The organism is Acinetobacter sp. 2JN-4, assembly GCF_003687745.1.
GTDB classification, from domain to species: domain Bacteria; phylum Pseudomonadota; class Gammaproteobacteria; order Pseudomonadales; family Moraxellaceae; genus Acinetobacter; species Acinetobacter halotolerans.
Genome location: NZ_RDNY01000002.1, coordinates 329,313 through 349,065 on the forward strand (window position 1 = coordinate 329,313; position 19,753 = coordinate 349,065).

Genomic DNA, 19,753 nt, shown 5'->3' on the forward strand with positions numbered 1-19,753 from the left:
AAAAACCAGCTCATTTGAACTGGTTTTTTATTTTTAAAGATCAAAGAAAAATAAAGTATCTCCCCTTTATCTTTATATTAAATTACATCTTTTTGTCTTCAATATTTAATGCACCAATAGCTAATACGGCTTGAGTACGGTTTTGTACCCCTAATTTACGAAAAATCGCAGTCACATGCGCTTTAATGGTGGCTTCTGAAACCTCTAACTCATAGGCAATTTGTTTATTCAACAGCCCCTCAGCGACCATCATAAGCACACGGAATTGTTGGGGGGTCAGTGATTGCAGACGTTCTGCCAAAGCTGTCTCATCGGCAGCTCTTGGGTCAAAACCTGCATGTTTCGGTAAGCTTGGCGGTAACCAGATTTCCCCTTCTAACACATGCTTAATTGCTTCACCAATATGACTTGGATGTGAAGACTTCGGAATATAGCCCATAGCACCATGTGCGATGGCACGCTGAATAATTGAAGCCTCTTCATGCGCTGATACCACTATGATCGGAATGGCAGGATATTGAGCCCGCACATAGACCAGAGCAGAGAAACCCGAAGCACCAGGTAGATTTAAATCGAGTAACACTAAATCTGGTTCTGCACCCTGTTCTAAACGCTTATAGAATTCGTTTACATCAGCCGTTTCTTGGATCTGCGCTTGTGGCAAACTGTAACGAACCGCTTGAATTAAAGCATGTCTAAAGAGAGGGTGATCATCTACAATTAAAATATTCATAAGCGCTATAAGCAATCTGCTGTTTTAGTACGTCACTGTACGGTGTTTATTAAAATTAACCTATCTAAGCCTATTTTTAAATAAACCATTGGTCAAGCACTCTGACATTTTTTATTCCCTTTTCCAGTAAAATAAATCAGATATTCGTATAAATCAGATCAAATCAAATTTAACATTCAAAATTTTGAGGAGAAACATAGAATTAAACCACTGTGAATTTCCAATGTTGTGCGATTGAGCGATATATCTTTAAATCAGATAAGCTTGCAGCATTTCCTTATTTTACTGTGGTGCAGCGATATAGATAAATAAAAGCCATTGGTAATGAACTTTTATTTAGGCAATCACTATGTCCAATCGTAATGCAGTTTCTACTCCCCTCAATATCGTTGCTGTTTCTGGGGGTTTAAATAGCCCATCAAAGACTGAGAGCCTCGTCCAAGCCATTCTGGATGAGCTTGCAGAAGCCATTCATATCAAAGTACATTTTGTAAAACTTAGCGAAATTGGGCCGTTATTAGGTGGTGCAATTTACCGAAATCAATTACCCCAACGGGTACAAGATGACTTGGCTGCGGTAGAGGCGGCTGATGCATTGATTGTTGGCACACCTGTTTATCGTGCTTCTTTCACAGGATTATTCAAACACTTCTTTGATTTCGTCGAACAAACAGCGTTGGTCGATGTTCCAGTTTTATTGGCTGCTTCAGGCGGCAGTGATCGTCATGCATTGGTGCTAGAGCATCAATTGCGTCCTTTGTTTAGCTTCTTTCAAGCGCAAACCTTACCGATTGGGGTCTATGCAACTGATCGTGATTTCACACCAGAATATACCGTCAAAAGTGAACAGTTGTCTGATCGCGTGACCTTAGCCGTGGCACGTGCGTTACCGATTCTCGAATGGGCGCCGGCCAAAGGACAACGCGCTGCCGTGATCAAAGCCAAAACCGAACAGGCCAATCAAAACTTAGGGATTAACAAACAGATTGAACAAGCAGAGGTTTTACCATCTGCGGCCGTTCCAGACTTAGATGCAGCCGAATCTCGCTTGCATCCCAAGTCTACAAAGAATTTAACCCACGTCGCATAAAACCAAAAATGTCTAGAGGGTAGAAAAATGAAAACAACATCAGCAATTAAATTCGCTTATTGGGTCCCCAATGTCAGTGGTGGACTTGTGGTCAGCAATATCGAGCAACGTACCGATTGGAGCTATGACTATAATATCCGTCTAGCACAAGCTGCCGAGAAAAGTGGTTTTGAATACGCGCTGACCCAAATCCGTTTCACCGCAGGCTATGGCGCAGAAAATCAACATGAATCAGTCAGCTTTAGTCATGCGCTATTAGCCAAGACCGAAAAACTTAAAGTGATTGCTGCCATCTTACCCGGCCCTTGGAAGCCTGTACTTGCCGCGAAACAACTAGCGACCATTGACTATCTCACCCAAGGTCGTGTTGCGATTAATGTCGTCAGTGGATGGTTTCGTGGCGAGTTCGATGCAATAGGCGAGCCGTGGCCTGAACATGATGAACGTTATGTCCGCTCTGAGGAATTTATTCGTACACTCAAAGGCATTTGGAGCACAGATGACTACAGCTTTGAAGGCAAATATTATCAATTCAAAAACTACACCCTAAAACCAAAACCTTTGCAGAAACCCTTTATTGAAGTGTTCCAAGGAGGGAGTTCACGCGCTGCGCGAGATATGGCCGCACGCGTCTCAGACTGGTATTTTACCAATGGCAATAGCATTGAAGAAATCAAAAAACAGGTCGACGACGTTCGTCACAAAGCCAAGCTTGCCCATCGGCAAGTGAAGATCGGAGTGAATGCATTTATCATTGCCCGCGATACAGAGCAAGAAGCACATGCTGTGCTGAATGAAATCATCGCTAAAGCAAATATAGAGGCAGTCAATGCTTTTGGAGATGCAACCCGTGAAGCAGGTGCGGCTGCACCAGAAGGCGAAGGCAATTGGGCAAAATCAACTTTCGATGATTTAGTGCAATATAACGATGGCTTTAAAACCAATTTAATCGGCACACCGCAACAAATCGCTGAACGCATTGTGGCGTTAAAACATGTGGGCGTAGATCTTGTGCTGTCAGGTTTTCTGCATTTTATTGAAGAAGTTGAATATTTTGGAGAGAAAGTACTGCCTCTGGTGCGACAGTTGGAACAAGAACAACGAACTCAATTAACTGCTAAATCAGCTTAAACTTAAATGGTATTTTGAATAATAAGAAAAATAAAAGGTTGTGGCGCAAAAAACTACCCCCAAGACTCGGCTTGGGGGCTTTTTCTATTTATCCTTCAACACTGCTGGCTGCTGGATAAACCGTTGCAATTAAAGCGTCAACCACCGCTGGTTCAGCAAGGGTAGAAGTATCGCCCAAGCTATCCAGTTCATTCGCTGCAATCTTTCTCAAGATACGACGCATGATTTTACCTGATCGTGTTTTTGGTAAAGCTGGTGCCCAATGCAAAGCATCTGGCGTTGCCACTGGACCAAGGACTTTACGCACCCAATTGACCAACTCTTTGCGTAACTCTTCAGACTCAGAGACATCCGCTTGTAAGGTCACAAAGGTACAAATGCCTTGTCCCTTAATGTCATGTGGCATACCAACCACAGCCGCTTCAGCAACTGCTTCATGGGCCACCAGTGCACTTTCAATTTCAGCAGTCCCTAGACGATGTCCAGAGACATTGAGTACGTCATCGACACGACCTGTGATCCAGTAATAGCCATCTGCATCGCGACGAGCGCCATCACCTGTGAAATAGCTATTTTTGAAGGTCGAGAAATACGCTTCAATAAAGCGTTCAGGATCACCCCAAATGGTGCGCATTTGACCCGGCCAAGAATCTTTAATGACAAGGTTACCTTCATTGGCACCTTCAAGTTCATTGCCTTCACCATCTACCAAAGCAGGCTGAACCCCAAACATTGGTCGAGTTGCTGAACCGGGTTTCAATGCAGTGGCACCTGGTAATGGTGAAATCAAAATACCGCCTGTTTCTGTTTGCCACCACGTATCCACAATCGGGCAACGGCCTTCACCGACCACTTCGTTATACCAATTCCATGCTTCTGGGTTAATTGGTTCACCCACTGAGCCTAATAAACGAAGGCTACTACGATCACTTTCACGAACATAAGCATCACCCTCTCGCATCATGGCGCGAATCGCGGTTGGTGCAGTATAAAGAATGGTGACATTATGCTTATCAATTACATGGCCGATACGTGCCCAAGTTGGATATTGTGGAATACCTTCAAACATTACGGTTGTCGTGCCATTACACAACGGTCCATAAAGTAAATAACTATGTCCTGTAATCCAACCCACATCGGCCGTACACCAGTACACATCATCTTCTTTAAGATCAAACACTTCTCTAAACGTGGTATTTACATACACCAAATAACCACCAGTGGTATGTAATACGCCCTTCGGCTTACCTGTAGAGCCAGAGGTATACAGAATAAATAGTGGATCTTCCGCTTTCATCGGTTCGGGTGGGCAGTGTTCATCCACTTCCATGATTTCGAGGTGATACCACAAATCACGTGCTTCATTGAACTGAATTGGATTGCCCGTGCGATGTACCACAATTACATGTTCAACGCTATCCGTACCCTGAATCTGTAATGCAGCATCCACATTTTCTTTTAACGGAATGATCTTGCCACCACGCATCCCAGCATCGGCAGTAATGACTAATTTCGCTTGGCTATCGTCAATTCGGCTGGCCAAAGAGTCCGGTGAGAAGCCACCAAATACCACACAATGTACAGCACCGATACGCGCACATGCCAACATGGCAATCGCCGCTTCAGGCACCATTGGCATATATAAAACGACACGGTCACCTTTAACTATCCCATGTTTCTTGAGAACATTGGCAAAACGACAAACTTCATCGTGCAATTCAGCGAATGAAATAATTTTATGACGCGATGGATGATCACCTTCCCAAATAATGGCAGGCTTTAATGGATTGTCTTTTAAATGACGATCCAGACAGTTAGCAGAGACATTCAGCTCCCCATCAGCAAACCATTCAATGTTGAAATGATCTGGGTCAAAATTGGTATTTTTGACTTGGGTAAATGGTTTAATCCAATCAATATTTTGTGCTTCTTCTGCCCAAAATGCATCGGGCTGTTCAATAGAATATTGATAGCGATTGAAATAGTCTGTTTCCGAGATTCTTGCCGTTTCTTTAAATTTTTCAGGCACTGGGTAGATTTCTTTCATAACTTATTACTTCCTTGGTCTTTTATCTCATACCCTAGATGTACACATCTATTTCTTGGGTATGCTTGTGCTTTCTTGCAGTATGGCGAGCATATACAAGAGTAAACAATGCGGCTTTGGTCGTAGGAGTATTGTTCTTATACACCCAATCTAGTTTGAAAATTTATTTAAAATAATTTAAATTTGAACGACTTGTCGATGGTTTTTATTCTCAAAATTGCTCGTTATTTTGATCATTGACCCACACTTAAGCACGCGAATCACCAGAAATAACGACCATGAGGATCGTCTATTCAGCAACATTTTTTCCAACAATAATCATAAACGATTACGATGGTTTCGTTATAAAATAAACCGATAAAGCTGTTAGTAAATTTTTCATCCATGTTGGTCATACATTCATCATGATGGCTTTCTCGATCAACCTCCAAACGAAATAGAGACGTCCCCTTGGCAAACGAACAAATCAACTTGACGAGTGTCGCTAAAGATACAGGTACCCTGATCCAACAAGCAGGCACAAAAACCTCAGAAACTGTATTGGCGCATACTGAGAAATACCATGAGGCATATAGTGCTATCGATAAAATGGTACTGGTTTTTTGGGAACGCTTACCTTATATCGGCTTAGCCATTTTTGTCTTTGTTTTGTTTTGGTTACTGACCAAATTTTTTAAATTCTTTATCAATAAAACCCTCAGTAATCGCTCTTACACACGGCAAAACTTAGTCCTTGTTTTGCATCGCGTAGGGAGTGTGTTTATCTTGTTTTTCGGTTTCTTGATCGCACTTGTGATCGCGATTCCAGGCTTTACCCCGAGTCAATTGATTGGCGCACTAGGGATTGGTTCTGTTGCCATTGGTTTTGCCTTTAAAGATATTTTCCAGAACTTATTATCGGGCATACTGATCTTATTAGGTGAACCGTTCCGCATCGGTGATGCCATTATTGTCAATGGAATGGAAGGCACGGTCGAAGATATTCAAATTCGAGCCACTTTTTTACGCTCTTATGATGGTCGTCGAATTGTGATTCCAAACGCGACGGTGTATACCAGTGCGATCACTGTAAATACAGCTTATCAGCAACGGCGCTGTGAGTTTATTGTGGGGATTGGCTATGATGATGATGAACAGAAAGCCAAGAAAATCGTGTTGGATATTCTGAACAATGAACGTAGCGTACTGAGTCAACCGAAATTTTCGGTCAATGTGACTGCACTAGCGGACTTCTCAGTCAACCTTACTGTTCGTTGGTGGATTGATACAACAGAAACCGATATTCTGTCCTCTTCAAGTATGATACAAGCACAGGTTAAACAAGCCTTTAGTGCCCAAGGAATTAATATTCCGTATCCAATCCAAGAGTTCAAGGTTCAGTCAAACCAAGTCGCTCAACTTCCAACAGACATAAAGCCTTCAGACAATCAAACGACCTAAAATATAAGAAATAGCGGTTTCTGTACGTAAAATACGGTTGCCCAAGCGCATCGCTTGGCAACCATTATTTTTGAGCAGCTCAATCTCATATGGGATAAAACCACCTTCAGGTCCAACAATCACAGTACATGCCCGTTGAATGGCATGCGGCATCGACTGGTCTGCATAAGGATGCGCCACATAGGCAGGTTTTTCGGCACAAATCAAACTTGGCAGCACATCCTCTACAAAAGGTTTGAAGCGTTTATAGATCTGAATTTCAGGCTCAACCGTATCTCCTGCCTGCTCTAAACCCAACGTGACATATTCATTCAGTTGTTGCAAAAATGGGCTTTGCCAATAGCTTTTATCCACTCGATAACTATGAATCAAACTGATCCGCTCTACGCCCAGCGTAACCGCGTCCATAATGATACGACGTAATACTTTCGGACGCGGTAACGCAAGAATCAAATGCACAGGAAGTTTCTCGGGTACGTCCTCCACCTGAATCGGTTTCAACACAATCCTTTGCTCTGAAATATTCAAAACTTCAGTGAGATAACGCTGACCATGACGAATACCGATTTTTAAAGTATCGCCTATGTTCAATTGAACATGCTGTTTTAAATGTTGTAATTGACGTGGATTTTCAATCAACCATTGCTCTGCGCAAGCTGTTTGAGAGGGTTCAAGTAAAACGATGTTCATGATGCATCTGGTGCTTTCAAATAGTGATCGAGCAGTTGAATATGCTGTTGCAACGAACCTTGATTGCGTTGCAACACCACTTGAGCCTGTTCGATGAGTTGCTGACGTTGCTTTGAATCATCCAAACAGCCGAGAAGCTGCGCTGTCACCTGTTCAGCATTTTCCCCGACCAAAATCCCTCGCGCTATAACGAATTCATCGACAATACTTTGGAAGTTAAAATAACGTGGACCTATGACCGTAGGCACATTCAACACCATCGGCTCTAAAATATTGTGCCCGCCACCGGGTTCATTAAGTGAACCACCAACAAAACACGCCTGACTCATGGCATACCACAACCACATTTCACCCATACTATCGGCTAGAAAAACTTGGGTATTCGCCTCGATACGCTGTCCTAAACTGCGACGCTGCGTATTTAAATTTAGATTTTGGCAAACTTTATAGACTTCATCAAAACGCTCAGGATGACGTGGCACAACGATACAGAGTAAATTTGGGTTTGAATTTAAATGTGGTTGAAGCTGCTTCAGTAAAGTTTCTTCTTCAGGCGCATGAGTACTGGCTAAAGTGATAATTTGCCGATCTGCCAATTGCCAATCTTGTTTTAGTTGTTCTGCTTGCTCAATAAAATCAGTTGGTGCGGTAATATCAAACTTAATATTTCCCACCACTTGACTCTTCGTTTGATCTAAACCTAAATCAACATAACGCGCTAAGGTGGCGGAATCTTGTGCCAACATCCACGTGAGTTGCTGCAACATCGGCTGGGTTAATCGTCTCACCTTGGCATAGCCTTTGGCTGATTTTTCTGATAGTCGAGCATTCAATAAAATACAAGCAATCTGGTGCTGCTGTGCTGCTGCAATTAAATTTGGCCAGATTTCAGTTTCGACTAACGCTAAAATTTTCGGTTTATACAGTACAAAAAACTGCTTGAGTAAAGGCTTTTGATCAACAGGCAAATAGACGGCTTGAAATAAATCCAGATAAGGTGCTTTTAGAAACAGGGATTTTGCACGGGCTTGACCTGTCTTGGTGGTATTGGTCACGAGAACAGGATGACCTAATTTTAGATAATGTTCGATTAACGGCTGCGCTGCATTGGTTTCACCCACCGAGACCACATGGAACCACATTGCATGCAGATTTTTAGGCGGTTGAAAGGGACCAAAACGCTCAATACATTCTTGTTGAAATAGCACATCACTTTCAGCACGTTGTTTTATTTTCCAACGGTATAAGGGCTTAAGACAAGCCAGTAGAAGGTTGTACCAAAATGGGGTTTGCTGTGCTGATTTTGCCTGCGCCATTCGAGACCATGATTCACTATTTGATTTCAGTTCATTATGCGGAATTTAAACAAAAAACTCATGCCATTTTTTAGGGCTCATTGATATTTAACAAGCCTCAATGACATGAGTCTTTTTTAAAGCATGTTATGCCTCAAGCTTTTCAAATGCAGGATAGTCGGTATAACCCTCTGCACCAGCAGCATATAACGTTTGAAAATTTACCTGATTTAAAGGTAAATCATGCTCTAAACGGTCTAATAGATCTGGATTGGCAATATACGCTAGACCAAATGAGACAGCATCTGCTTGTTCAGTGGCCAAAATACGTTTCGCAGACGCTGGCGTTAATTTTTCATTGGCAATCCAAACACCATTAAATTTCGGACGCAAAGCGGGCATTAAACTATCTTCCGCCTCATATTCACGGGTGAAAATAAAGCCAACTTGACGTTGATCCAGTTGTTCAACCACATAACCGAAAGTCGCTAACGGATTTTCATCCGTCATGTCATGAGAGTCACCACGCGGAGCAAGGTGTACGCCGACCCGACCAGCACCCCATACTTCGATAAAAGCATCCACGACTTGTAACAATAGACGCGCACGGTTTTCAACTGAGCCACCGTATTCATCATTACGTTGATTGGTTCCACTTTGTAAGAATTGGTCGATCAAATAGCCGTTCGCTGCATGTAGTTCAACCCCATCAAAGCCAGCGGCTTTGGCAAGTTCGGCGGCATTTTTATATTGTGCAACAATCTCTTGAATTTCCTCATGAGATAAAGCACGAGGCGTCACAAATGGACGTTTAGGACGAAGTAAACTCACTTCACCCGCAGGTTGAATCGCACTTGGCGCAACGGGGATATCGCCATCCAATAAATCTGGATGTGAAATACGCCCAACATGCCAGAGCTGAACCACAATTTTTGAACCCTGCGCATGCACAGCATCTACAATTTTATGCCACGCCTGAGCCTGCTCTTGTGACCATAGACCTGGTGTATTGGCATAACCCGCTGCTCTAGGACTAATCACTGTTGCTTCAGTAATGATTAAGCCCGCATTGGCACGTTGTTGGTAATACTCCACCATTAAATCGTTTGGAATACGCTCCGCACCACTACGTGCTCTCGTTAATGGTGCTAATACCAAACGGTTTTTAATCGTAAAGTCACCTACTCGTAATGCAGAATTTAGTTCAGCCATGATCGCCTCAACTTCACTTTTATCAACGTATTAAAGGTTGACCTTTAAATACGTTTTTAGAGTGTTTGTTTCAAATGTTCGATGTATTGCTGAATCAAAGCTTCATTACGCGTGAAATATGACCACTGTCCATATTTTTCAACTTGTATCAAACCAGCCTGCTGTAATACAGACAAATGATTCGACATCGTTGATTGCGCAACTTTTCCTAAACGCTCAATGTGCCCTGCACATACGCCGCGTTCAAAACTACCACCACATTGTTCAACGGGCAAAAATCGCTCAGGCTCTTTTAACCATTGCAAAATCTGTCGACGTAATGGATTGGCTAGGGCCTTGCTTATAACATCAATATCCATAGACTCACCACGTTTCTCAACAAGCGAAGCTTCGTTCAGCACCTAGAACCAGTATATCGAAATTTTCAAATATTAATATCTATTTTTCTCGATATTAATATCATATTTTTCCGATTAACTGGTTTGTGCTAAACGAACTTGCCGTTTAAATTAATTTTCCAAAGTCTCTTTGTTAGGAAAGAGATTTATAGACCCTGCTTTAAACTTGCTTCGATAAATTTATCTAAATCACCATCGAGAACCGCTTTGGTATTTGAATTTTCCACACCTGTACGCAAGTCTTTAATGCGTGAGTCATCTAAAACATATGAACGAATTTGACTGCCCCAACCAATATCTGACTTTGAATCCTCTAAGGCTTGCGCAGCTTCATTACGTTTACTCATCTCTAATTCATAGAGTTTGGCGCGTAACTGTTTCCAAGCATGGTCGCGGTTCGCATGTTGTGAACGTTGGTTCTGACAAGCCACCACAATCCCTGTTGGTGCATGCGTTAAACGCACCGCAGAATCAGTTTTGTTAATGTGCTGACCACCTGCACCCGAAGCACGATAAGTATCCGTGCGGACATCGGATGGATTGATATCAATTTCAATATTGTCATCGATCTCAGGAGAAATAAACACGGCAGAGAAAGATGTATGACGGTTATTGTTACTATCAAACGGTGATTTACGCACTAAACGATGAACACCCGTTTCTGTCCGTAACCAACCATAGGCAAATTCACCATCCACACGGATGGTTGCAGATTTAATCCCTGCCACATCACCGTCAGACACTTCCATCAATTCAGCTTTAAAACCGTGACGCTCGATCCAACGCATATACATACGCAACAACATCGATGCCCAGTCTTGCGCTTCGGTACCGCCAGAGCCTGACTGAATTTCGAGGAAGCATGGGTTTGGATCCATTGGATGACTAAACATACGACGGAATTCAAGATTGGCCAAAGCAGTTTCAGCACTATCTAATTCAGTTTGCACATCAAGCAATAAGCTTTCATCATCCGCCTCAACAGCGAGGTCAAGCATGGCTTTGGCATCATCAAGTTGTTCCGCCAAACGGTCAAACACACCAAGCGTATTTTCTAAATTGCCCTTTTCTTTAGCGATCGCTTGCGCGCGGCTTTGATCATTCCAAATCTCAGGGTCTTCTAACTCTCGTAAAACTTCTTCTAAACGCTCAGCCTTTAGATCGTAGTCAAAGATACCCCCGTAGTGTTTGGCTACGATCAGATAAATCTTTCAATTGGTTTAAATACGGATTAATTTCCACGCGTTTTGTCTCACAATATTTTTTCACTCAATCGATTATTTTAACATAAGTGTTTTGCACTACACAGTCTCTGTGAAGCGAACAGATTTGCTTATTGCTGATTTCAAAATAATCATTTTTTCTTATTGATTTTATGATTCTTAAACGACACATTTAGCGACAATAGTGTTTATGAATTACACGAAAAATACCAAAACACACAATCCACCCTAAGTTTTAATAAATCAAAACATTAATATTTATCAATTAAAATCAATATATTAAACAACATAAATTACACTTCACTTACATTTGTACCATTTGATTACCGACTTAGGATTGACGCATCGTTTTTTTAGCCTAGACTGGAAGTTGTAACAAAACATGTAATCGAAATTTCATTTGGTTCATTATCTCAAAGGGGCGTAACCATGAAAAAATTAGCAATTGCATCAGCACTTTTATCTGCACTTGCAGTAACAGGGACTGCTCATGCTTATCAAGCTGAAGTGGGTGGTTCATATACTTATACAGATTGGGATGATTTCGATGGTAATCATAGCTTTGGTGTTGACGGGACTTATTATTTTAACCCAGTGCAGACTCGTAATGCACCCCTTGCAGAAGCAGCATTTCTAAACCGCGCCAGCAACGTTAATGCAAAAATTAACTATGCAGATAATAGCGGCGTAAAAAATTCTCAGTATAGCGCTGGTGTAGAGTATTTCGTACCCAACAGTGATTTCTATGTGAGTGGCCGACTTGGTCGTAGCGAATTAGAAGTAGACAAAACACCGATTGATCAGAAAGTGACAACCTACGGCGCAGAAATTGGTTATTTACCAGCTCCAGGTTTATTAGTTGCACTTGGTGTCGTCGGCTACGATGAAAAAGATGGTAAAGACGGTGCAGATCCAACCTTACGTGCTAAATATGTGACTCAGGTGGGTGGCAATGACATTAACTTAGAAGCATATGGTGCATTTGGTGATCTTGACGAATATCGCGTCAAAGGTGACTACTACCTTGATAAAACCCTAAGTGTTGGAGCTGACTACTACAACAATGACTTAACTGATCGTGATGAGTGGGGTATTTCAGCGAAGAAATTCCTTAATCAACAAGTGAGTCTAGAAGGCCGCGTTGGCTTAGGCGATGACTACAATACTTACGGTATCCGTGGTGCATACCGCTTCTAATATCTATAGCTATATACTCTAAATCAATACCCAAATGCCTTGAAAATTTATTTTCAGGGCATTTTTAATTTATATCTCAATCCAAATAAGGCGACTCAACGACATAAACCAAATGTCATAATAAATATAATTCACAAAAAAAATTATAAAAATCATTAATAATAAGACACTTAGAATGAAAAATAAAACCACCTCTTTGACCATTTATTTAATTATTGACGTTCGTTCTTTTTTCATTAAACTACCGCTGTTACAAAATATTAATAAATCAATTATTTTAATGAAAGGGGGCTCCTTATGAAAAAACTCAGCTTAGCCACAGCAATTTTTACATCTGTTTTTGCATTGAATGCAAATGCCTATCAAACAGAATCAACCATTGCCTACGAACATATCGACATGGATGATGGCAAAGGTAATGGCGCGACGATTACAGGAAAATACTATTTCAGCCCAATACAAACCCGCAATGCACCTTTAGCAGAAGCAGCATTTTTGAATAAAGCATCCAATATTGGTGGGGGCTTTGCTTATAATAAACTTGAAGATGATGAAGATCTAATCGAGCTACAATTTAATAGTCTTGGTGTAACCGGTGAAGTCTTTATTCCTGATACACAATTCTATGTATCGGGTGCTTTATACCGTACCAACACCAAAGTCACAGTTCCATTATTCGGTTCAGGCTCAAAAGCACATAATGGTTATGCGGTTGAGGCGGGATTCTTGCCTATCAATGGTTTATTATTCGCAGCAGGAGTTGCTGATTTATCTAAGAGCCTGAATCCAGTACAACTTGCACAATATGGTTTTATTACCAATTTCATGAATTCTGCTACCGTTTCAGGCGAAGATGATGATACTGCAGTGACTTTGCGTGCCAAATATGTCACTCAAGTTGGTGGTTACTATACCAACTTTGAAGGACAAAGTTATTTTGGTGATGAAACAACTTACCGCTTGGCTGCTGATCTTTATTTAGACCCAACACTGAGTGTAGGAGTTTCATTTGCAGACTCAACTGCTGATGAATCAGATAGTATCATCAACATTCGCGCCCAAAAATTCTTTACACCACAAGTCGCTGTTGGTGTTAGCTATACCACTACTGATGGCGCAGATTCTTTTGGCATCAACGGTACATTCCGCTTCTAATTCTAAAAAATATATAAAAAAGTCGCTATTAAAAGCGGCTTTTTTATTGTGTTAAATGTACCACTTGCAATTGCAAGCTGGTATTTCCATTATAGATATTACGTTCTAGGGTATAAACCAAATCGACATAGCCCAACATCGGATTAAATTCAAAACGATCAACTGCATTAAAAGCAATTGCATCAACAGATTGCTGCCCAAGTGAAACTTTTAATTTCAAATGTTGGTCTTTCAACCAGCGATAGTCAATCACTTTAAAACGACCTTCAAACTGAGGCAGCGGAAACTTTTGCCCCCAAGGTCCAAGTTGTTCGATCCAATCCAATGTAGACAAATGTAAAGCTGAATCAGCCAACTGACCATCCGTCCACAAAGTCGCTTGAAATAGCTCTTTATCCATTTCAGCAATAGACTGGGTAAAGATCATTTTGAATTCATCAAAATGCTGTTTTCTAAGGGTCAAACCAGCTGCAGCAGCATGCCCACCAAAATGACTGATCAAATCTGGGCGTTGTTCTGCCACCAGTTCAATCATATCGCGAATATGAATCCCATCGATGGAACGTGCCGAACCTTTGATATGAATACCATCTTCATCTGGTGCAAACACTAAGCTTGGACGATAGAATTGTTCCTTCAACCGCCCTGCAACAATACCAATCACACCTTGATGCCATTGCTCATCAAACATCACCAACACAGCAGGTAAATGCTCGGCTTCAAGCTGAATATGCTGTAAAGCCGTTAATGCTTGCTGCTTCATTTCAGTTTCGACTTGGCGACGTTCGATATTGAGCTGATTGAGTTGCTCCGCAAGTGGATAGGCCGTTGCCATATCGGGTGCTAATAAACACTCAATACCGATGCGCATACTCTCCATACGCCCAGCGGCATTAATTCGCGGTCCAATGACAAAACCTAAATCTTGCGCGCGCAATGTTGCTGCATCACGTTTGGCAATATCCAGTAAAGCCAAAATTCCGGCACGACATTGCTGCTGCTGAATCCGCTTTAGACCCGTATCAATCAATATTCGATTGTTATAATCCAAAGTTGCCACATCCGCATAAGTGCCGAGTGCAACCAAATCTAAATATTGGGTGACTTTACAGCTACTTTTACCCTGCTGAGTGCGAGCACTTGCTAATTTTGCCAACACATAAAAGGCAACACCCACGCCGGCCAATGCTTTACTCGGAAAATCACAACCCAATTGATTTGGGTTAACCACCGCTTCTGCATTTGGCGTCGCTTTTGTGGTCAAGTGATGATCGGTAATAATCACTTGCATTCCCAACGCCTGTGCTGTTTCTACCCCTGCATGGCTGGAAATACCATTATCGACTGTAATCAACAAATCAGGCTGATAGCTTTGTTGTGCCAACTCAGCAATCTTTGGTGTGAGTCCATAACCATATTTAAAACGATCAGGAACAAGATATTCAACCTGAGCCCCCATTTCCCTTAATACCAACACCATCAGGGCCGTACTGGTTGCACCATCGGCATCATAATCGCCGATAATGACAATTTTTTTCTGTTGATCAATCGCTTGATCAATCAATTCCACCGCAACATCTAACCCTTTTAAGTTGGGAGAGAGTAAATGCTTCAGCTTTAGTTCAAGTTCTTGCTCGGATTGAACCCCTCGTCTCGCTAAAATTTCAGCCATAAACGACGGCACGCCCTGAAATTGTTCAGGGCGCGTGAGAAAGGGTCTTTGTTGAATTTTTATCTGTGTCATTTATAAAATTAATCGACCTTTAGCTCACAAATAATTGAGTTACATGAAGAGAATGAGGAGCTGAAACCAAATTAATATCAAACTTTAGTGAGGGTTCGATTCTTGAACTTGCATTATGAATTCGAAAAGAAATTTGCCATCCTTCATTTAGTGTGACTAGTAAAGTTGTTTGTGAATCTTCTTTATATACAACTTCTATTAACCGATTTGGGAGTTTAAGTTTTGGAACTTTAGCCTTAGGTTTAATACTTTTGAATGGTAGATTCAACGTACCATGTAAGTTATAGGATTGAATTTCAACCTTATTATTTCCCTTAATAACTTTATAAAAATCTTTATTACCTATTAAATACTCTACCAATCTTGCGGCAACAACCCCAGGATTTTCCTTGTCTAAGCGAATAAGCTCTTCCTTAAAAGCATCTAAAACTGGTATATATACAGAACTATGATAATCCCCTAATGTTTCCCATCTTTGTGTTGATTTACTATCTTTCTTGATTTGAGCTAGATTATCAAAGATTGGTTTGATTTTATTAAAATAAGCATTAGTACAAGACAAACCTAACCATTTCTGACCAAAATCAATATCATTAGATAAACGAGAGTGTTTTACTGCTCGATGATTATTCTTTGCAGAGATACCAATTTCCCAATTTTGTGAAGAACGCAATGCTAAAACATCACGAACATCACCTGCTTCCCCAGCCTTATCAGCAACAATTTCTAATTGTAATACATCATTTATATCAATTTGATTAGAAAGTCGTGGTTCTATATCAATCAAATAATTAATAGCAAAACTTGCAATCAATCTAAATTTATCTTGTTCAGCTTCAATAAAACTATTAAAACAATTCAATGCTGTGTTATATGGTTCATTCTCAATAATCTCTATTACTGAAACAAGAGATGTCAAACGCGCTTGAAACTCAAGTAATACCGCATATTCAAAAGCTTTCCCATTAATTGTTTGCTTTGCTACTTTCACCATTATGCAGACATCCTGTTTACAATCTCACTTAATTTTTCTTTTACAACAGCCCCATTCACTTCTTCAGAAGATTTCCTATTATTTGATGTTTTTATTGCATTTAAATCATTATAAATTTTTTCTGCTAAAATTTTTCCCATTCTTACAGGAACAGCATTTCCAATCATTTTATAGGCTGCACTAACTTTTGTGTAATCAAAGAAAAAATTATCAGGGAATGTTTGAATTCTTGCACATTCACGAATACTTAATCTGCGATACAGATGCTCTTGTCCCTTTATAAATTCACGAACATTTTGTTCCACAAACTTCATCTTTGGTGCTTGTGGATGCAATGGGGCATGCCGACCACCTGCTTGAATTGTAAAGGAAACTTCATCCCACGCTCTAACTCTATTTCTTGACATATAAATGGATGAAAATCCACCAGTCATATATTCATGATTTAGAAATCTGCAATCAGCTCCATTGGTGAGGTTTCCATCTTTTGCCGGTAAGACATTCTCACTTAAATCACCAATTGCTTGTGCTAATGTAATTTTGTCAACAGGTGTTATTGGCTTAGGAAACTCAAATTTCTTACTTAAATCCTCTCTATAACCTACAAAAAAAACCCGCTTTCTATCTTGAGGAACACCAAAATCTGCAACGTTCAAAAGTTCAAAAGAAAGTTTATACCCAATGTCTTGAAACATTTGTTTGATATGTTCCAAGGCTTCCTTATGTGCGGGTAATAACATCCCTGAAACATTCTCTGCTAGAAAGAATTTAGGTTTTTTATCAGCGAGAATTCTCATAAATTCATAAAAAAGCTGTCCTCTTTTATCCGTAATACCACGCTTTGACCCAGCTTCTGACCAACTTTGACAAGGTGGACCACCAATGATTCCATCACAATCAGGTACTTCATCTGATGAAATATCAACAATGCTTCTCTTATCTAAAATTGTATTCTTGTGGTTCAGTTCGTAGGTTGACCAAATTTCTTTATCATATTCATTCGCCCAAACTACATCAAAGCCAGCTTGTTCAAAACCTAAATCCAGACCACCAGCTCCTGCAAAAAACGATACGACTTTCATACACTGATACTTTATACTGAACAACTTGTGTAATGATCTAACCATTATCACCAAATTGCAATGTAAAACTGAAATCATTGCGACAGAAAACGTCGTTCAATACTAAAAACATATATCAATAGTTTATAAAAAACAATAAGACAATCCCATTATCACCACTATATCAGCCATAAACGACGGCACGCCCTGAAATTGTTCAGGGCGCGTGAGAAAGGGTCTTTGTTGAATGTGTATCTTGGTCATTTATGGCATCAAGCGTTGGATAATCCAAAGTCCATTTTGTTTTTCATAACTCAAACGATCATGTAACCGATTCGGTCGTCCTTGCCAGAACTCATAATAATCAGCCACTAATCGATAACCACCCCAAAATTCAGGTTTAGCGAGTTCACCCTGTTCACCGATCTGCTGCTGCAAGTCTTGGAAACGTTGCTGCAACTCGTCACGGCTGGCAATTCGTCCACTTTGCGGTGTACTGATATGGGCTGCAATCTGACTATCACGTGGGCGTTTGTGATAATACTCCGCTGACTCTTGTTCAGAAATCTTGATCACCTGTCCGCTAATCCGTACCTGACGCTCTAAACTCGACCAATAAAATAACAATTCAGCAAAAGGATTCTCAGCAAGGTCTACACCTTTTTGACTGTCATAGTTGGTATAAAAGTCATAGCCTGCTTCCGTGGCGCCACGTAACAATACGGTACGCACATGCGGTCGCCCTTGGGCATTTGCCGTTGCCAAAGACATGGTATACGGCTCATGTAAATGTGCAGCTAGAGCATGATTAAACCAATTTAAAAACTGAAGATGTGGATGATCACTAATCTGTGCTTCGTGTAACTCACCTTGTTCATAACTTAAACGTAATTCACTTAAGTCTTTAATCACATCACTCATGCCGACTCTCCGCTATGCAACTTGGGCTTGAGCGCGTACTGCATCAGCCAATTGATGCGCTAAAGTTTCAACTTCTTGTTGTTGATCGCCCTCAACCATCACCCGAATCACTGGCTCAGTTCCTGATTTACGAATCAAAAGTCGCCCACGCCCCTTCAATTGTTGCTCAGCTTTTTCAAACTCAGCAACTAAAGCAGGAATCGAGTATGGATCAATCATCTGCTGCAAACGCACGTTGACCAGTATTTGTGGGAATAAGTTAAAACCTTCGACTAACTCATGTAAAGCTTTACCTTGTTCGACCATCACTGTTAACACTTGCAATGCTGCGATAATTGCATCACCAGTGGTGCTCTTATCCAGTGTCAGAATATGACCTGATGGCTCACCGCCAATCACCCAGTCATTTTCTTCAAGCGCTTGTAAAACATAACGATCACCTACACTCGCACGCACAAAACCGACATTGGCTTTTTGCAATGCCAACTCAAGTGCCATGTTGCTCATTACTGTTCCAACCACCCCTGTAGGCTTATTTTTCGCCTGTGTCGCAAGGATATATAGAATATGATCACCGTCAATCAGTTGACCATTTTTATCCACCATCACCACACGGTCGGCATCACCATCAAAAGCAATACCTAGATCAGCGTTATGTTCAACAACTGCTTTTTGTAAATGTTCAGGATGAGTAGAACCACAATTTTCATTGATATTTAGACCATCTGGTTCGTTATACATCGAGATCACTTTAGCGCCCAACTCACGGAATACTGAAGGTCCTACGCTATAAGCAGCGCCATTGGCACAATCCACCACAATTTTTAAATTACGCAAATCAAAATGATATGGGAAGGTCGACTTACAAAATTCGATATAACGTCCATTGGCATCTTTTACCCGAACGCTTTTGCCTAAACTCGCATTGTCCTCAATTTGAAGAACATTTTCTAATTCTTGGTTAATTTGCTCTTGCAACGCATCGGGAAGCTTTTTACCCTCACTCGAGAAAAACTTAATGCCATTGTCATAATAAGGGTTGTGGGATGCTGAAATCACAATCCCAGCATGGGCATGTAGTGCACGGGTTAAATGAGCGATGGCTGGCGTCGGTAATGGGCCTAATAGATGTACATATACACCTGCTGCATTAAGACCTGCTTGTAGAGCCGCCTCTAAAATATAACCGGATAAGCGTGTATCTTTCCCCAAAACAACAATTGGCTTATTTTTTGGACTGGTGCGTTTTAATACTTTTCCAGCTGCAAAACCTAGTTTCAATGCAAATTCAGGAGTAATTGGCATTTCTCCAAATTTGCCACGAATTCCATCAGTACCAAAATAACTCATTATTTACTCACTTTCTTATCTTTTATATGGATTGTAACCATATCTTTTTCATGTTATTCACTTTACACCAAA

General features: G+C 40.9%; 17 protein-coding genes and 1 pseudogene. 5 read left to right on the forward strand and 13 right to left on the reverse strand.

Annotated elements, in window-relative coordinates; translation table 11 throughout:
* Positions 1–82: 82 nt before the first annotated feature.
* Positions 83–733: a response regulator transcription factor gene (locus EAH57_RS04475; RefSeq protein WP_005194029.1), complete on the reverse strand. Its 651-nt coding sequence runs from the start codon at positions 731–733 to the stop codon at positions 83–85.
* Between the two features lie 349 nt (positions 734–1,082).
* Here EAH57_RS04475 and msuE point away from each other — a divergent pair, with 349 nt between their 5' ends.
* Together msuE and sfnG are read left to right on the forward strand one after the other, a co-directional pair.
* Positions 1,083–1,823 (forward strand): FMN reductase, encoded by a 741-nt coding sequence (msuE, locus tag EAH57_RS04480; RefSeq protein WP_121929007.1) that lies wholly within the window; start codon positions 1,083–1,085, stop codon positions 1,821–1,823.
* A gap of 27 nt (positions 1,824–1,850) precedes the next feature.
* Entirely contained in the window at positions 1,851–2,954 is a 1,104-nt protein-coding gene (gene sfnG / locus EAH57_RS04485) for a dimethylsulfone monooxygenase SfnG (RefSeq protein ID WP_121929008.1), read from the forward strand.
* Positions 2,955–3,042: 88 nt separating this feature from the next.
* On the opposite strand, the gene acs is transcribed toward sfnG, so the two are convergent.
* Positions 3,043–5,001 (reverse strand): acetate--CoA ligase, encoded by a 1,959-nt coding sequence (acs, locus tag EAH57_RS04490; RefSeq protein WP_121929009.1) that lies wholly within the window; start codon positions 4,999–5,001, stop codon positions 3,043–3,045.
* 450 nt (positions 5,002–5,451) lie between these two features.
* On the opposite strand from acs, the gene EAH57_RS04495 reads away from it, so the two are divergent.
* Positions 5,452–6,441 carry a mechanosensitive ion channel family protein gene (locus EAH57_RS04495; RefSeq protein ID WP_121929010.1) on the forward strand — a complete coding sequence of 330 codons (990 nt, stop codon included), beginning with the start codon at positions 5,452–5,454 and terminating at the stop codon, positions 6,439–6,441.
* Here the strand turns inward: EAH57_RS04495 and EAH57_RS04500 are convergent.
* The 5 genes from EAH57_RS04500 to prfB all read right to left on the reverse strand — a co-directional run bounded on the left by EAH57_RS04500 (position 6,421) and on the right by prfB (position 11,278).
* Positions 6,421–7,131: a 16S rRNA (uracil(1498)-N(3))-methyltransferase gene (locus tag EAH57_RS04500; RefSeq protein WP_121929011.1), complete on the reverse strand. Its 711-nt coding sequence runs from the start codon at positions 7,129–7,131 to the stop codon at positions 6,421–6,423. The genes EAH57_RS04495 and EAH57_RS04500 overlap by 21 nt on opposite strands.
* Positions 7,128–8,447, reverse strand: a complete 1,320-nt coding sequence (locus EAH57_RS04505) for a 3-deoxy-D-manno-octulosonic acid transferase (protein ID WP_121929012.1) — start codon at positions 8,445–8,447, stop codon at positions 7,128–7,130. The genes EAH57_RS04500 and EAH57_RS04505 overlap by 4 nt, the downstream gene beginning before the upstream one ends.
* A gap of 126 nt (positions 8,448–8,573) precedes the next feature.
* On the reverse strand, positions 8,574–9,638 hold the full coding sequence (locus EAH57_RS04510; protein ID WP_121929013.1) for an alkene reductase: 1,065 nt from the start codon (positions 9,636–9,638) through the stop codon (positions 8,574–8,576).
* 56 nt (positions 9,639–9,694) lie between these two features.
* Positions 9,695–9,997, reverse strand: a complete 303-nt coding sequence (locus tag EAH57_RS04515; RefSeq protein WP_034595781.1) for an ArsR/SmtB family transcription factor — start codon at positions 9,995–9,997, stop codon at positions 9,695–9,697.
* 185 nt (positions 9,998–10,182) lie between these two features.
* Positions 10,183–11,278, reverse strand: a protein-coding gene (gene prfB / locus EAH57_RS04520) for a peptide chain release factor 2 (protein ID WP_121929014.1) whose coding sequence is annotated in 2 segments (ribosomal slippage) — positions 10,183–11,205 and positions 11,207–11,278 — 1,095 coding nt in all. Because the reading frame shifts where the segments join, the coding sequence is not laid out codon by codon here.
* Positions 11,279–11,688: 410 nt separating this feature from the next.
* Between prfB and EAH57_RS04525 the strand changes: the two genes are divergently transcribed.
* Both EAH57_RS04525 and EAH57_RS04530 read left to right on the forward strand, forming a co-directional pair.
* Entirely contained in the window at positions 11,689–12,456 is a 768-nt protein-coding gene (locus tag EAH57_RS04525) for a putative porin (protein WP_121929015.1), read from the forward strand.
* A gap of 297 nt (positions 12,457–12,753) precedes the next feature.
* The gene (locus EAH57_RS04530) at positions 12,754–13,611 is read left to right on the forward strand and encodes a putative porin (protein ID WP_121929016.1); all 858 of its coding nucleotides are present in this window, start codon (positions 12,754–12,756) and stop codon (positions 13,609–13,611) included.
* Between the two features lie 43 nt (positions 13,612–13,654).
* Here EAH57_RS04530 and recJ read toward each other — a convergent pair whose 3' ends face one another.
* The 6 genes and pseudogenes from recJ to glmM all read right to left on the reverse strand — a co-directional run bounded on the left by recJ (position 13,655) and on the right by glmM (position 19,681).
* The gene (recJ, locus tag EAH57_RS04535) at positions 13,655–15,355 is read right to left on the reverse strand and encodes a single-stranded-DNA-specific exonuclease RecJ (protein WP_121929017.1); all 1,701 of its coding nucleotides are present in this window, start codon (positions 15,353–15,355) and stop codon (positions 13,655–13,657) included.
* Between the two features lie 19 nt (positions 15,356–15,374).
* Entirely contained in the window at positions 15,375–16,349 is a 975-nt protein-coding gene (locus tag EAH57_RS04540; RefSeq protein ID WP_121929018.1) for a HaeIII family restriction endonuclease, read from the reverse strand.
* The gene (locus EAH57_RS04545; RefSeq protein ID WP_121929019.1) at positions 16,349–17,431 is read right to left on the reverse strand and encodes a DNA cytosine methyltransferase; all 1,083 of its coding nucleotides are present in this window, start codon (positions 17,429–17,431) and stop codon (positions 16,349–16,351) included. Before EAH57_RS04545 ends, EAH57_RS04540 begins: the two co-directional genes overlap by 1 nt.
* A 141-nt stretch (positions 17,432–17,572) precedes the next feature.
* A pseudogene (locus tag EAH57_RS16270) lies at positions 17,573–17,674 on the reverse strand (hypothetical protein); the annotation flags it as partial.
* Positions 17,675–18,331, reverse strand: a complete 657-nt coding sequence (gene pdxH / locus EAH57_RS04550; RefSeq protein WP_121929020.1) for a pyridoxamine 5'-phosphate oxidase — start codon at positions 18,329–18,331, stop codon at positions 17,675–17,677.
* 12 nt (positions 18,332–18,343) lie between these two features.
* Positions 18,344–19,681 (reverse strand): phosphoglucosamine mutase, encoded by a 1,338-nt coding sequence (gene glmM / locus EAH57_RS04555; protein WP_121929021.1) that lies wholly within the window; start codon positions 19,679–19,681, stop codon positions 18,344–18,346.
* Between the last annotated feature and the right edge of the window lie 72 nt (positions 19,682–19,753).